Origin of the sequence: uncultured Romboutsia sp. (assembly GCF_958366745.1) — a bacterium.
Classification (GTDB): Bacteria; Bacillota; Clostridia; order Peptostreptococcales; family Peptostreptococcaceae; genus Romboutsia; species Romboutsia timonensis.
This window is the reverse complement of the sequence record NZ_CATXCO010000032.1, coordinates 1-15,567: the sequence shown is the minus strand read 5'-3', so window position 1 is coordinate 15,567 and position 15,567 is coordinate 1. Positions and strand designations below refer to the sequence as shown.

Below are 15,567 nucleotides of genomic sequence, written 5' to 3'. Positions count from 1 at the left end.
CACAATGTGAAAGATGTGGAAACTGTGAAAACTGTATAAAATGTATAGAGTGTAGAGATTGTCTTGACTGGTTAGAAAATCAAGAGTATACAGATTATGAAATATATGACTATGATGAATCAGAAGATGAATAACTAAAATATATGAATAATATATTATAACTTGGTAATTAGTTACTAAAATCCTTTAATCACACTATAAAGTAACATATTTAAAGTATGCGTAGAATGAATAAAAAACTAAACATAGTAAAAAATAATTAGAAAATATAGAATATATAGATTAAGCAAGTTAAAACTCTGCGGTATACAAAAAAGAATCTAAAATCTTAGATTCTTTTTTATTACGTAACAAATGTTACGGCTTTTAATTAAGAAAAAAGGTATAATAAGTTTATAAATTTTAACAAAGGAGAAAAATAAATGAGCGCATTTTTAGCACCAATACACACTTGGTTATTTAATAAAATAAAATTAGCACAGGATTTAGAAAAAGATATAGTAAACTTACACATTGATAAATTTAAAGAAAGTGCTATAAAAATACAAAAAGAAGCAAATGATATATATGGTCAATATATAGAAGAAAAGCCACTAGAGGATTTAATCGATGTAAACAATATACATGGATGGTTACAAGATAGAATAAAAGAAGTAGAAAGTAGAAGTGCATATATAATAACTAAATACTATGATATGTACGACGAAGAAAGTAGAGATTTAACAGAAAGTGCATATATTTCTCAGGCAATAAAGTGTGCACAAAATGAAAATAATAAATCAGATTCACCTGAAAATGCTTATATATCATTAAATAATTATATATTATCAGGTATGCCTTGTGATAGAGCAAACTCTGTAACTGAAAAAAATGAAGATTATATAATTTATGAGCAAAATGGATGTATTCATAGAAAAAATTATGAAAATGGACAGGGGAACTTAGAATACTTATACGAACTTAGAGATTTATGGGTAAAAACATTTATGGAAAGTTTAAATACAAAGTATTTATATGAAAAAGAAAAATTAGATGATAAAACTATAAATAAAATAAGAAAGGCATAGTTTATATGAGCCACTATGGAAATCTACAAAAGATTAAAAATGGTAAAAGAACTTATGGAATAACTCCTCATATACCAGGAGGATTTATACTACCTGAAACTCTTATAAAAATAGGTGAAGTAGCTAAAAAATATAATGGAGTATTAAAAATAACATCAGGACAAAGGATACTTATAACTAATCTTAAAGAAGAAGATTTAAAGGATATATGGGAAGACTTAGGTATGGAGCCTGCTGTTAAAAATCAATATTCAGTAAAAAATGTTGAAATATGTCCAGCAAACTTTTGTAAACGTTCTAAGTATCCAACTATTGGTATAGGTATGAAAATAAGCAAAAACTTCCATGGAATGCCTCTTCCAAATAGAACAAAAATAGGTGTAGCAGGATGTAGAAATGCATGTTCAAGTGTATATTCAAAAGATATAGGTGTTTTAGTAGATATAGATGGAAAGCTTTTTGTAACGGCAGGAGGAAGTGCTGGATTTTACCCGAGAATGTCGGATATAATAACTAAAGGGCTTTCAGAAAAAGAAGCTTATGAACTTGTAAAAAATATATTAGAATATTACAATGAACATGGTCAAATGGGTGAAAAACTAGGAGATTTTATAGATCGAATAGGCATAAATACATTTAGAAAAGATGTACTTGAAAAATCAAATTTAAAGGAGAATTTATAATATGATAACTAAAGATACTATAATAGGTGATGTAATAAAAGAAAATGAAAATGCAGTAGGAATATTAATGAGTTTTGGTATGGGATGTGTAGGTTGCCCATCATCTCAAATGGAAACTATAGAGCAAGCTTGCTCAATACATGGATTAGATTTAGAAGAAGTATTAGCTAAGTTAAATGAAAAATAAAATTTGTTATACTTATAATGTTAACGATGTATCTTTGTTATAAATAAAGATACATCGTTATTTTAATTTAACTTAAAATTATATATTTTATTAACCGTTGGCGAAATGAAGTGTTTTGCCAACACGTCGCTCAAGCGAAGCGAATTTTTTATAATTGTTATAATATTATTTAATAAAAATCAAAGTTAACATAATTAAGTTATGTTATAAGAATTATAAAACTAAATCTATTTATTATAAATATCTTAAAATATTTAAGATATTAAAATTTATAGTATAATAAGAAGAGTAAATAAAAAAATTATAATTTGAGCTGTTTATTATATAAGGAGGATGATTTATGAAAATTATTCATACTAGTGATTGGCATATAGGAAAAATAGTAAATGAATATTCAATGATAGATGATCAAAAATACATTTTAAATAAATTAATAGAACTTATAGATGAAGAAAATGCAGATGTACTTATGATAGCAGGTGATGTATACGATAGATCTATACCACCAGTAGAAGCAGTAGAATTACTAAATGAAACTTTAAGCTCTTTAGTAATAGATAGAAATGTATATGTATTAGTAATATCAGGAAATCATGATAGTGGAGAAAGACTAAGTTTTGGTAGCAAAATACTAGAAAAGCAAGGATTATACATAGCAGGTAGTGATGAAGAGCTATATAGAAAAGTAGTTTTATGTGAGAATAATAAAAATATAAACTTCTATTTAGTACCTTACAAAGACCCAGCACTTACTAAAAAACTTCTTGATAACAAAGAAATAAGAAGTCACAATGATGCAATGATAGCTGTTATAGATAAAATAAAAGAAGATTTAAATGAAAATGAGGTAAATATACTTATAGGTCATGGATATGTAACTATGAAAAGAGAAGAAGCAATAGATGTAAGTGACCATAAATACGAAGCAGCAGAACTTGAAACTTCAGAATCAGAAAGACCATTATCTATAGGTGGGACAGATCTTATAGATGGGAATATATTTAAAGATTTTGATTATGTGGCATTAGGTCATTTACATGGTAGACAAAAAATTGGAAGAGAAACTATGAGATATTCAGGATCTTTACTTAAATACTCATTCTCAGAAGTTAAACAAAAAAAGAGTGTTGCAGTACTAGATTTAAAAGATAAAGATATAAATATTGAATTAAGGGAATTAAATCCATTTAGAGATTTAAGAATTATAAAAGGGAATATAGAAGATTTAATATGTGAAGGTAGAGACGTAGAAGAAGGAAAAGAAGATTATATACAAGCGATACTTACTGATGATGGGGAACTTATGAATCCTATGGAAAAATTAAAAGCAGTTTATCCAAATACAATGCTTATAACTAGAGAAAGAAAAAGAAATGTATCAGAGGATGGTGCTGTAGCAAAAGGTGAATTTAGAAAGAAAAGTAAAATAGATTTATTTAAAGATTTCTATGAAGCTTATGGAAGCGGTGACTATACCGACAAAAAAGAAAATGTGTTAATAGATACTATAAAAGACGTACTTAAAGAGGAGGTGAGGTAATGAGACCAATAAAATTAACTATAAGTGCATTTGGGCCTTATGCATCTAAGCAAGTTATAGATTTTGAAGAATTAAAAGGTAGAAATATATTTGTTATATCGGGAAAAACTGGAGCGGGAAAAACAACTATATTTGATGCTATAAGCTATGCTTTATATGGAGAAGCAAGTGGAGAAAGTAGAGAAACTGATTCTTTAAGAAGTCACTTTGCTGATGATAACACAGAAACTTATGTAGAATTAGAATTTGAACTTAGAGGAGAAAAATATACAGTAAACAGAGTCCCTAAGCAAAAAAAGAAAAAAGCTAGAGGTGAAGGTTATACAGAAAAATCTGCTGATGCTACTTTAACCCTACCAGATGGAAAGGTAATAACTAAGGTAAAGAATGTTACTGATAAAATAATAGAAATATTAGGTATAACTAGAGAGCAATTTAAACAAATTGTAATGCTTGCACAAGGTGAATTTAAAAAATTATTATTAGCTGACTCTGTAGAGAGAGAAGGAATATTTAGAAAAATATTTAATACTTACGACTTTGAAAAAATACAAGCAGAGCTTAAAGATAAAGCAGCAAACCTTAGTAAAAATAGAACTAAAAGTAAACATGAAATGGAAATTAATTTAAAAAATATAAAAGGTGAGCATGATATAGTAATAGACGAATATGTGGATTTCCCTTTAGTTATAGAAAAGTTAAAAGATTTATTAGAAAGAGATAATAATATTTATAAAACTCTTAATGAAGAAGGAAAAGAAGTAGACAATAATCTACAAGTTAAAAATCAAGAAAAGGCTATTATAGAAACTAATAATAACTTACTTAAAGAAAAAGAGATTATTACAAAAGCTTTAGAAGAACTTTTATCAAAGGAAGATGAATATAAAAATAAATCCAAAACTATAATAGATGGAAAAAATGCAAAAGAAGTAAAATACATAGAAGATAAGCTTATAGAAACTACTAAAAAATTAACTAAAAGAGAAGAAGATTATAATTTAAGTTTAAAAAATATAGATTCTTTAAAGTTAAAACAAGAAGAAGCAAATAAGCTTTTACAAATCGAAGAAAGTAAAGAATGTGATAGAGAGAAGCTAAGTGTAGAAATAAATAATCTTAATAAATTAGAAGAAAAGATTATAGAACTAGATAGTCTTAATAATAAGGTGATGCATCTAAAACAAAGTGCAGAAAATAGTAAGTTACAAATAATAAATAATAAAAAGGAAACTGAGGAACTGAAAAAATCTAAAGAAGAAAAAGAACTTCAGTTAAAAGATATAGCTACTTTAGAAACTAAAAAAGTAGAACTAGAAAGTGATATAAAAGCAAAAAATAAAACTTTAGATGAAGTAAGGGAACTGTTTAAAGTTATTAGAAGCTTTCAAAATACATATATAGAACACAATAATAAAGCAAAAGAATATAAAGAATTTGAAGTTGAGTATAAAAAAGTAAAAGAAAATTATGAAAAAATGGATGACTTGTATAAAAAAGAACAGGCGGGAATACTTGCAAGCAAATTACAAGAAAATGAGCCATGCCCTGTATGTGGTTCAACAAACCATCCAAATAAAGCTACTATAAAAGAAAACTTAAAAATACCAACTAAAGAGGAACTAAAAGTAGCTAAAGAAAACTTAGATAAACTAGAAAAAGAAAATCTAGAAAAAATAAATAATCTTACAACTTTAAATTCAAATAAAACAACTTATTTAGAACAAGTTAATAATCATTTAAGTATGTTATCAGCTACTTTGAATATAGATAAAACCTTTAATTCAGAAACTGCGAAAGTAGTTAAAAATTTAGGTACAGAGTTAAAGAGTGTAATAGATAAGTTAAAAGACGAATTATTAAAAGTTATAGATAAAATATCTTTAAAAGAAAAGATAGAAAAAGAATTAAATCTTATAACAACTACAATAAATGAAAGAGAACATAGTTTAATAAAACTTGAAGAATGTGAAAAAAATTATACAACAGAACTTACACAAAATATTACTAAAATAGATGAGTATAAAAAAGAAATACCAGAAAATATAACTGATTTAAAAACTTTAAATAATTTAATAGAAGTTAAGACTAAGGAACTTAATATAAGTAAAGAGAAATTAGCAAAACTAAGACTTGAAAATGAAAACCTAGCTAAAAAACTAGAAGGAGAAAATTCTACATCTAAAGAAATAAATAAATCAATTGAAGAATTAAAGTTAGAAATAGCTAATAATAAAGCTAACTTTAATGAGGCTATAAAAGAGCAAGGCTTTGATAATATACAAACTTATGAAGATGCTAAGTTACAAATATCAATGGTAGAAAGCTTAGAAAAAGAAGTAGAAAATTATAACTCAGAGCTTAAATTAACAAAGGCTAAGCAGGAAGATATAATAAATAAAACTAAAGATATAGTATTTATGGATATAACTACAATAGATGAAGAAATAAGATCTATACAAAATAATAAAAAAGAACTAGAAAGTAAATTAAGAGAATTACATGCAATAATAGTTGGAAACAAAACAATACTTAAAAATGTTGAAAACCTTAATATAGAGTTTAAAGAAATAGAAGAAGAATATAAAGTATTAGGAGAATTGGCAGATTTAGCTAATGGTAAAAAGGCTCCATATATATCCTTTGAAAGATATATATTAGCATCTTACTTTGAAGATATAATAGAAGCGGCTAATATAAGACTAGAAAAAATGACAGGAGATAGATTCTCATTAATAAGAAAAACATCTAAGAGTAAGGGGGCAGGTCAAAAAGGATTAGAACTTGAAATATACGACAATTATACGGATAGCTCAAGAGATGTAAGCTCATTATCTGGTGGAGAAAGTTTTAAAGCATCACTATCATTAGCTTTAGGTCTTTCTGATATAGTACAATCAAATGCAGGAGGGGTATCACTTGATACTATGTTTGTAGATGAAGGTTTTGGTACACTAGATCCACAATCTTTAGACAATGCAATTGATAGTTTACTTGAATTACAAAGGGGAGGAAGGTTAGTTGGTATAATCTCTCATGTTGAAGAACTTAAAGAAAGAATTGATGCTAAACTTGAAGTTACATCTACATCAAAAGGAAGCAAGGTAGAATTTAATATATTATAAAAAATAATAGTTATGTAAAAAATATCCTAAAGATTAGCTATATAAAGCTAATCTTTAGGATATTTTTTAGTTATACTAATTTATTTATCTTAATACACAATAAATATCTAATATAGTATTAAATTACTATGTATACAACATCAAAGGAGCTGAGAGGATATTAAAAGAATTTCGATAATATTAATAAGTACATTTTTTCTTACAGGAATCATAAATTCAAATTTTAGTAAAAATTTAGAAGAATGTAATCTATCAATTTTCAACAAAGAATATGAAAAATCAGAAGAGATATTTAATTTAGAAGTAAAAGAAAAAAGTACTATAAAAGGAGATAAAACTAAACAAGATCAACAATCTGATACTATATCAGAAAGTAAGGCAATCTCACTTGTAAAAGATATGTTCAAAAACTATGGATATATGCCAAGTATTATAGAAGTTGATCATATAGAGGGAAATAATTATGTAGTTCATGCTTATGAAATTATACAAGATGATGAAAAAACTTGGCATACTGCCACTGCAGGATGGTATTATGTAGATATGCATACAGGAAAAATAGAAAGTATATTTTAATATTTTTGTAGCAAAGTAAACAAAAAAGAAGCTAATTTTTAATTAAATAGTTAAAACAGCTTAACTATTTACAGAATATGTAATTTACTTATAAAGATAAATATATAAAAAGATAGGATATCTCATATGAGATATCCTATCTTTTTATATATTCAATATCATTAACAATAAGAGAATAAGATTCATCATCTTTTAAAATTATATCAAAATATAAATTATCACTTTTACTTGATGATATAACACATTGAGCATATAAGTATGAAACGTTTTTATGCATTGTTTCAGTTTTGATACAATGTTCGTAATTTAATGGAATTAATGTATTTATATGAGACTCTATAATTTTAGAATAGGTATTAAAATCAATATTAGATATTGTCCTATCATCTGATACAGATATAGAATTAGACTCTTTTTTATCTATTAAGTGAGATAGACGTTTATTAGTTAGGAAAAAATAAGCAGAAGATATCAATATAATCAATAAAATTATAAATATATTTTTGAATTTTATAAATTTACGTCCATTCCTTAATACTTTTTTATATTTTGGGTAAGGAATAACTTTAAAATCTATTTTTCCATATTCATTGGCTTTAAACTTATATTTTGAAATGTGATGTTCTTCTCTTTGTTTAAATGCAATTGTCTTACTATTGTTTTCTTTCAAAAATTATTCCCCCTTTTATAAATTAATAGGATTAAGGATGTTATATTAAAATATATTCAGTGCAAGAATAAAAATTGCAAAAAAGTTAAAAATTCTATTGACTCAAACGTTTGTTTGGTATATGATTGATATAGCAAACGAATGTTTAAAATAAAAAGGGAAAATTTAATTAAATTTTTGTTATAAATTAGTAATATTTTGAATTTATGGATAATATAATAAAGTATAAAATTTAAGAGGAGTGATAACCAATGATAACAAAAACAAATAGCTTAAATAATATAAATGAAATAACTTTAACAAACTTAGAAAATGGAGAAGTAACATTAGAGCAGTTAAATGAAATATATAATAAAATGGGATTTGTATTTGTTGCAAACAAAGGTAGATTCACTAAAATAAGAAAAGAAATAAAACATTAATAATATATATAAGACCTAGCCTATGGCTAGGTTTTAAAATTTAGGGTGTGATTTAGTTGAAAATAGTAAGTTACAACATTCATAAGGGCATGGATGATAATAATGTATTTACATTAAATAAAATCATAAGATATCTAAAAGAATTAGATGCGGATATAATATGTCTTCAAGAGGTACTTTACAATCAATTTGCACTTTTAAAACAAAGCCTAAAAGTAGATGGAATATTTGCAGCAAATATAAATAAGCCTACCTTAATGTATGGAATAGCTACACTTTCAAAAAATGAAATTTTATACAACGAACATATATTTTTAAAAAGTAAAGGAGAACAGAGAGGTTTTCTACATACGAACGTATTTTCTGAATGTTGCTGTATAGATGTAATAAATACTCATTTGGGTCTTGATAAGGATGAAAGAAAAGAACAATTAAGCCAAATAATAGATTATACAAATAGATTGCAAAAATCAAAAGTAATATGTGGAGATTTTAATGAGAAAAATATATTTATAAGTATATTTAATGATAGTGCTGTATATACAAATAATCAAAGTATAGCAACATTTGAAAAGAGTAATGCAAGAATTGATTATATATTAGTAGACAAATCATTAGGAATATATAAATACAAATTAGATAAAATAAATTTATCAGACCATTATCCGATTATAGTAGATATAAAATTAAATTAGACAATATGTAACAATAAAGTTACACATTTCGGTTAAATGTTGTATAACATTAATGCTTAAAATATAATTTATATGATATTTAAAATGAGGTGGAGAAATGGGAAAAAATAACATAGGAGCAAGTCAAAGCAGTACACTAGATGGAAGTTTTGGTAAAAGTGAAAAATCAAAGGCTAAAAAGTATAAGATTATAGGATTAGTAGCTATTATTTGTGTATTAGGAATTTCAATTAATTACTTTAATAAAAAGTATATATATACAGATGCAATAGCTAAAAACATATTTATAGAAGGTATAGATGTATCTAACCTGACGAAAGAAGAAGCAATTAACTATATAAATGAAAATATAACTCCAAGTGATATACAACTTAATTATGATGGAGAAACAAATATAATATCACTAGATGAAATTGACTTAAAGTATAATACTAGTGAAGTTGTAGATGAAGCTTATAATTATACTAAAACGGACTCATATTTTGAAAATATAAAAAGATTTTTCGACCTTAATAAAAATATTAAAAATTTAGAGATAAAATCTTTATACAATGAAAATAAGTTAAGTGAGAAAATACAGAGCATATCAGAATCAATAAATGTGGCTATGGAAAATGCAAAGGTATATATATCTGATTCTGGAAATATTAGTGCATCTAGTGCAACTATAGGTAAAGAATTAGATATAGCAGCAACTAAAGAATCTATTTATGATGCTATAAAAAATAAAGATTATAAAGCTATAGATTTAAAAGTAAATATAAAACAGCCAAAGATAAATACAGAAGCTGCTAAAAGTGTAAATACATTACTAGCAGAGTTTAGTACAAAATTTTCAACAAATGATTCAAATAGAGTTACAAATATAGTACTATCTGCAAAAGCAACAAGTGATGTATTACTAATGCCCGGAGAAGAATTTTCGTATAATAATCTAACGGGTAAAAGAACAAAATCAAATGGATACAAAGATGCTCCTGTTATAATAAATGGAAAATTAGAGCAAGATGTAGGTGGAGGAGTGTGCCAAGTATCTAGTACTTTATTTAATTCAGTATTATATTCTGGCCTTGATGTAACATCAAGAAGAAATCACTCATTAAAGTCAAGTTATGTGTCTATAGGAAGAGATGCAATGGTTAGTGATGGTGGTAGTGATTTTAGATTTAAAAACCCATACTCTCATCCAGTATATATAAAAAATACAGTAAGTAATGGTGTAATAACTTCTAAAATATATGGAAATGCATCGGATAAGAAAAATATAAGCATAAAAGTAGAGCCGTATACAACAGGAGGATTAGACGCTGCAAAAACATATATAGAAAATAGAGATTCAAATGGAAATGTAATCAGGACTCAATATATATCTAATAGTGTATATAAAAACAAAAATAATTAATAAAAATATAGCTGATATTCGTATTAGCTATATTTTTTTGTTGTTTTTGTTGGAAAAACATATTAAAAATGATATTATAATTATATTGAAATAAAAAAATGTAAAAAAGTGAGGGAGGAATTTGAACTTTATAGGAAATAGGTACTCTATAATAAATATAGAAGATAATATAGAGTTTAATAAACTCTATAAAGCAAGAGATTTATATGAAAATAAAACTATTTTATTAAAAGTAATAAATCATAATAATCATATATGTGAAGACTTTCTAGCAAATCTAATTGATGAATCTACCATAATAAGAGAGATAAACTCACCTTATATACTAAATATGATTGATGTAGGTGTTGATTATAGAGAAGATGGAATATGGTATTATATGATATATGAATATGAAAAGGGTATTAGTTTAAATAATATAATAGAGGGGAATTACCTTCACTTAGAAGCAATAATATCAATAGCAACTCAAATACTAAAGGGACTAGAAGCGGCTAAAGAGCATGGGATGTACCATGGAGACTTGAATCCAAGTAATATTTTAGTAGATAAATGGTATAATGTAAAAATATTAAATTTTGGAGTTACTAAAGCTAACCATGGTGTAAACATAAGGTCAGGGAATAATATAAAATATTTATCCCCACATCAGATATGCATTAACTATACAGATACAGAAAGTGACTTTTTTGCATTGGGATTAATTTTATTTGAATGTATATTTAAAAAATTACCATTTGGCGAAAGTTATGATGAAGAACAAATGTTAAAATTTATAGACAAAGGTATAAATTTTAATGCTTTAAAAGGTATAAATGGAAATGAAGAATTAATAGAGATAATAAAAAAGCTTTTAAACAGAACAGAGAAGTATAGTGAATTTAGAGAAGTTATATTAGATTTAAGTTCTATAATGTATGAAAAAGCAGAGATAAAAGAATCATTATTAATAGAAGATGAACAAAATTATAAATATGAAAAGAAAACTAAAGTTACAAAAAATAGAAATAAGTTATTATTAATATCAGCAATTATAATTATTATACTTTCAGCACTAACAACATTAATAATATAATGAATACAAATAGGTACATATAAAACTGTTTAAATGTATCTATTTTTTATTTTAAAGTTTAGATTTATGAACATAGTGAATTTTAAGCAACGGATGTATCCGACGTGTTAACGAGGATATAACGTTGGCGACATAAGTTAAGCAAATTTTAAAGATTGAATATAATTTAAATAAAATGTAAAATATAATAAAAATATGACAATTATTAAAGTTAGGAAAGATTAAATATGAAAAGAGTTATAACTATAAACTCAAACGACTTGGAGAAGTCATTATACACCAAAGAATTACTAACTAAAAAGCTTGAGGAGAATAATTTTTTAGTAAGTTCAAAATTAGAAGAAAATACAGAACTTATAATATCTATAGGGGGAGATGGATCTTTTTTAAAAACTATTCAAGATTTTAAATTTCCAAGTGTACCTATGGTAGTAATAAATACAGGTCATTTAGGTTTTTTTGCCGAGTTTGACCCAGATGAAATAGATGAATTTATAGAATTATATAAAAATAATGATTTTACTATACAAGAAGTGCATCCTTTAAAAGGGAGTATATGCACTAAAGAAAGCAGTAAAGATATCTATGCAGTAAATGAAATAGTAATTAAAAGTGTTTGTTCAAGAACGCTACATTTAGATTTAAGGGTTAATGAAAATAAAATCCAAAACTTTAGTGGAGATGGGATGCTTATATCAACACCTATTGGATCTACTGCATACAATTACTCAGCAGGTGGAAGTATTATAGATCCAAGTTTAGATACATTACAGCTTACACCACTTGCACCAATGAATACTATTGTATATAGATCTTTTACTTCAAGTATAGTTTTATCTGCAAAATCTACAATAAGTATAGTGCCAGAGTATAGATTTGAAAATTCTATATTAGTGGTTGTAGATGGAAATGAATATAGGTTTAATGATATTACAGATATTCATATTGTAAGATCTGACCTAAAATTAAAACTTCTTAGACGTTCTGATTTTGAATTTTGGAAAAGAGCATCTGAGAAATTTTTATAGGTTAAAAAGGTAGTGAATTACGTTCACTGCCTTTTTTGTAAATAGATCTATTAAATTACAACTTATTGAATACACAATGTGACTATTTAGTAATTTTATTAATCTTATTATATTAATTTAGCTAATGTATAATAATTATATTATGATAAATAAGATTGGAGAAATTTATGCTAAATATACTTATGATTGAAGATGATAGTACAATAGCCTTTGGAGTAAAATATGCACTAGAGCAAGAAGGCTTTAATATTGATATATGTAAAGATTTAGAAAGTTCTAGAAAGAACATACAAGAAAAGGAATATAGCATTATACTATTGGATGTTATGCTTCCAGATGGAAATGGATATGATTTTTGTAAAGAAATAAGGGAAAATAACGAAATACCAGTAATATTTTTAACTGCTTGTGATGAAGAAGTAAACATTGTAATGGGGCTAGATATTGGAGGAGATGATTATATGACAAAACCTTTTCGAGTAAGAGAGCTTATATCTAGAATAAAGGCTGTACTTAGAAGAAGAAGTACTTATAGTGAAAGTAAAAAAGTACTTAAATTTGGGAGTTTAAGTATACACACTTTAGAAGCAAGAGTATTTAAAAATGGAGAAGAAGTGTTTTTAACTTCTGTTGAATATAAGTTATTATTAATTTTAATACAAAATAAAAATACAGTATTAAGCAGGTCTAAAATATTAGAAAAGCTTTGGGATGTTACCTATGATTTTGTAAATGATAACACACTTACTGTTTATATAAAACGTCTTAGAGAAAAAATTGAAGACAACTCAGCTGATCCTAAATACATTCTTACTGTAAGAGGTATGGGATATAAGTGGAATGGAAGTGAAAATAATGTTTCTATCTAATGTTGAGGTAAAAGGATTTATAAGAAATTATTTAATATTGTTTATAATTACGATAGGTTTATCTATAGAAATTAGTTTTGTAAGTATAAATATAATTAAAAACGAAGTAGTAGAAAATAATCAAGCCATAATTGGTAGTATAGTTGCGGCTAATCCTAGCTTTGAAAAGGAAATAATTAATATAATAACTCAAGAAAAATCAACAAAAAACTTAAATTTAGGAAAAGATATTTTAAATAAGTATAATTATAATGAAAATATCAGTTTAAATAATGAACCTATTATTAAATCAAGTTTACCCAAAATAATTAGATTAAATGCTTTATTTATAGTAGTTATTTTTCTTGTAATTATATTAGTGGTTATGGTTTATTTTAAAAATTTCTATAATGATATTAAGGATATGACTGATTATGTATATCATAGCTCAGAAGGAATAGATTTTGAAATGAAAAAAAGAAACCAAGAAGGGCAAATTGGTTTACTTAAAACTGAATTACTAAAAATGACTAATATATTAAAGGAAAAAGTGGACCTTTTAAATAAAGAAAAAGTATTTTTAAATGATACTATTTCAGATATATCACATCAACTAAAGACACCTATGACTTCTCTTATAATTTTAAATGATTTAATGTATGGAGATATTTCAAAAGAAACTAAGCATGAATTTTTAAATAAGATAAAATCACAGTTAACTAGGATGGAATGGCTTATAAAAAGCATGCTAAAGCTTTCTAAGATAGAAGCTAAGGTTATTGATTTTAATAAAGAAAAAGTAAATGTAAAAGAATTAATAACTAGAGCGATACAACCAAGTCTTATTTTAATCGAACTTAAAAATATTAATCTTAGTATAAGCGGAGAGGAAGATGTTACATATATTGGAGATATAAATTGGTCAACAGAAGCTTTAGTAAACGTAATTAAAAACTGTGTAGAACATACACCAATAGGGGGGAATTTATACATTAAATATGAGCAAAATCCACTTTACTTAGAAATTATAATAAAAGATGATGGAGAAGGAATTGATAAAAAAGATTTACCTCATATATTCAAAAGGTTTTATAAAGGCAAAAGCAATTCCAAAGAAGATAGTGTTGGAATTGGACTAGCAATGGCAAAGTCTATAATCGAAAGTCAAAATGGTGACATTTATGTAAAAAGTGAAAAAAATAAAGGTACAGAGTTTCATATAGTCATCCATAAAACTTATAGTGACTAAAATGTAATATTTAAATTCACTTTAGAGTAAGAGTGAAGCTTTAAACTATGAAGTGTAAGATTACTAAATGATTTATGGAGGAAAACATGGAAATTTTAAAAGTAGAAAACTTAACTAAAAGTTATGGTAAAGGTGAAGCTAAAGTTGATGCCATAAAAAATATAAATTTATCAATAAATAAAGGTGAATTTGTAGCAATTGTAGGTCCAAGTGGTAGTGGTAAAAGTACTTTATTACACTTACTAGGAGGAGTAGACAAGCCAACTAGTGGTAAGGTTTATATAAATGATGTAGATATATATAATTTAAAAGAAAAAGATTTATCTATATTTAGAAGAAGAAATGTAGGACTTATATATCAGTTTTATAACTTAATACCAGTACTTAGTGTAAAAGAAAATATACTATTACCTGCTGAACTGGACAATAGAAAAATAGATAAAGATTATCTAAATGATTTATTAAAAACATTAGGATTAAAAGAAAGAGCAAATCATCTTCCTAATGAATTAAGTGGAGGGCAACAACAAAGAACTTCTATAGGACGAGCTTTAATAAATAGGCCATCTATAGTTTTAGCAGATGAGCCAACTGGAAACTTAGATAGCAAAAATTCTAAAGAAGTATTAGAATTATTAAAGTTATCTGTTAGAAAATATAATCAAACATTAATAATGATAACTCATGATCCAAGTATTGCACTTCAAGCAGATAGAGTTATAACTATAGAAGATGGTACTATAAAGCAAGATGAGGTGATATAAATGAATTTATACACATCACTTACATTAAGATATTTAAAAGAAAATAAAAGAAGGACTATTGTTACTATAATAGGAATAATACTTTCTACAGCACTTATTTGTGGTATAGGAAATATATCTGTAAGTCTTATGGATCATAAAATTAGAGAAACTATAGCTAATGATGGAGAATTTCATGCAACTTTTTATGACCTGAATTGTCAATTTAAATCAGACAAATTACTTATGAATCACTA

Annotated in this window: 16 protein-coding genes; 15 read left to right on the top strand and 1 reads right to left on the bottom strand. The window is 25.5% G+C overall.

Annotation, left to right across the window (positions count from 1 at the left end; genetic code table 11):
* The first annotated feature begins 422 nt into the window (after nucleotides 1-422).
* The 6 genes from Q5F54_RS04130 (at nucleotide 423) to Q5F54_RS04105 (ending at nucleotide 7,178) form a co-directional block, all read left to right on the top strand.
* Nucleotides 423-1,067 (top strand): hypothetical protein, encoded by a 645-nt coding sequence (locus Q5F54_RS04130; RefSeq protein ID WP_281537536.1) that lies wholly within the window; start codon nucleotides 423-425, stop codon nucleotides 1,065-1,067.
* 5 nt (nucleotides 1,068-1,072) lie between these two features.
* A complete protein-coding gene (locus tag Q5F54_RS04125; protein ID WP_071120905.1) occupies nucleotides 1,073-1,750 on the top strand; it encodes a nitrite reductase in 678 nt (225 codons plus the stop codon).
* A 1-nt stretch (nucleotide 1,751) separates the two neighbouring features.
* Nucleotides 1,752-1,937, top strand: a complete 186-nt coding sequence (locus Q5F54_RS04120; RefSeq protein WP_180703214.1) for a DUF1858 domain-containing protein — start codon at nucleotides 1,752-1,754, stop codon at nucleotides 1,935-1,937.
* A 340-nt stretch (nucleotides 1,938-2,277) separates the two neighbouring features.
* On the top strand, nucleotides 2,278-3,477 hold the full coding sequence (locus Q5F54_RS04115; RefSeq protein ID WP_281537535.1) for an exonuclease SbcCD subunit D: 1,200 nt from the start codon (nucleotides 2,278-2,280) through the stop codon (nucleotides 3,475-3,477).
* Nucleotides 3,477-6,602 carry an AAA family ATPase gene (locus tag Q5F54_RS04110; protein ID WP_281537534.1) on the top strand — a complete coding sequence of 1,042 codons (3,126 nt, stop codon included), beginning with the start codon at nucleotides 3,477-3,479 and terminating at the stop codon, nucleotides 6,600-6,602. The genes Q5F54_RS04115 and Q5F54_RS04110 overlap by 1 nt, the downstream gene beginning before the upstream one ends.
* 399 nt (nucleotides 6,603-7,001) lie before the next feature.
* Nucleotides 7,002-7,178 carry a hypothetical protein gene (locus tag Q5F54_RS04105; protein WP_154665251.1) on the top strand — a complete coding sequence of 59 codons (177 nt, stop codon included), beginning with the start codon at nucleotides 7,002-7,004 and terminating at the stop codon, nucleotides 7,176-7,178.
* Nucleotides 7,179-7,314: 136 nt separating this feature from the next.
* On the opposite strand, the gene Q5F54_RS04100 is transcribed toward Q5F54_RS04105, so the two are convergent.
* Nucleotides 7,315-7,848 carry a hypothetical protein gene (locus tag Q5F54_RS04100; protein ID WP_288526597.1) on the bottom strand — a complete coding sequence of 178 codons (534 nt, stop codon included), beginning with the start codon at nucleotides 7,846-7,848 and terminating at the stop codon, nucleotides 7,315-7,317.
* Nucleotides 7,849-8,099: 251 nt separating this feature from the next.
* Here Q5F54_RS04100 and Q5F54_RS04095 point away from each other — a divergent pair, with 251 nt between their 5' ends.
* The 9 genes from Q5F54_RS04095 to Q5F54_RS04055 all read left to right on the top strand — a co-directional run.
* Nucleotides 8,100-8,270, top strand: coding sequence for a hypothetical protein (locus Q5F54_RS04095; RefSeq protein ID WP_195906822.1), 171 nt, complete (start codon nucleotides 8,100-8,102; stop codon nucleotides 8,268-8,270).
* 56 nt (nucleotides 8,271-8,326) lie between these two features.
* Complete coding sequence (locus Q5F54_RS04090; protein WP_071120900.1) at nucleotides 8,327-8,965, top strand: endonuclease/exonuclease/phosphatase family protein; 639 nt, start codon at nucleotides 8,327-8,329, stop codon at nucleotides 8,963-8,965.
* A 97-nt stretch (nucleotides 8,966-9,062) separates the two neighbouring features.
* Complete coding sequence (locus tag Q5F54_RS04085) at nucleotides 9,063-10,367, top strand: VanW family protein (protein WP_281537532.1); 1,305 nt, start codon at nucleotides 9,063-9,065, stop codon at nucleotides 10,365-10,367.
* Nucleotides 10,368-10,488: 121 nt separating this feature from the next.
* Nucleotides 10,489-11,442, top strand: a complete 954-nt coding sequence (locus Q5F54_RS04080; RefSeq protein ID WP_281537531.1) for a serine/threonine-protein kinase — start codon at nucleotides 10,489-10,491, stop codon at nucleotides 11,440-11,442.
* A 227-nt stretch (nucleotides 11,443-11,669) separates the two neighbouring features.
* A complete protein-coding gene (locus Q5F54_RS04075) occupies nucleotides 11,670-12,470 on the top strand; it encodes an NAD(+)/NADH kinase (RefSeq protein ID WP_281537530.1) in 801 nt (266 codons plus the stop codon).
* Nucleotides 12,471-12,637: 167 nt separating this feature from the next.
* Complete coding sequence (locus tag Q5F54_RS04070; RefSeq protein ID WP_281537529.1) at nucleotides 12,638-13,339, top strand: response regulator transcription factor; 702 nt, start codon at nucleotides 12,638-12,640, stop codon at nucleotides 13,337-13,339.
* The gene (locus Q5F54_RS04065) at nucleotides 13,326-14,567 is read left to right on the top strand and encodes a sensor histidine kinase KdpD (RefSeq protein ID WP_288526598.1); all 1,242 of its coding nucleotides are present in this window, start codon (nucleotides 13,326-13,328) and stop codon (nucleotides 14,565-14,567) included. Before Q5F54_RS04070 ends, Q5F54_RS04065 begins: the two co-directional genes overlap by 14 nt.
* Before the next feature lie 86 nt (nucleotides 14,568-14,653).
* Nucleotides 14,654-15,331 (top strand): ABC transporter ATP-binding protein, encoded by a 678-nt coding sequence (locus Q5F54_RS04060; protein WP_302333991.1) that lies wholly within the window; start codon nucleotides 14,654-14,656, stop codon nucleotides 15,329-15,331.
* Nucleotides 15,332-15,567, top strand: a 236-nt coding sequence (locus tag Q5F54_RS04055) for a hypothetical protein (RefSeq protein ID WP_281537526.1), incomplete at its 3' end; no start/stop codon positions are given. It abuts the gene before it with no gap.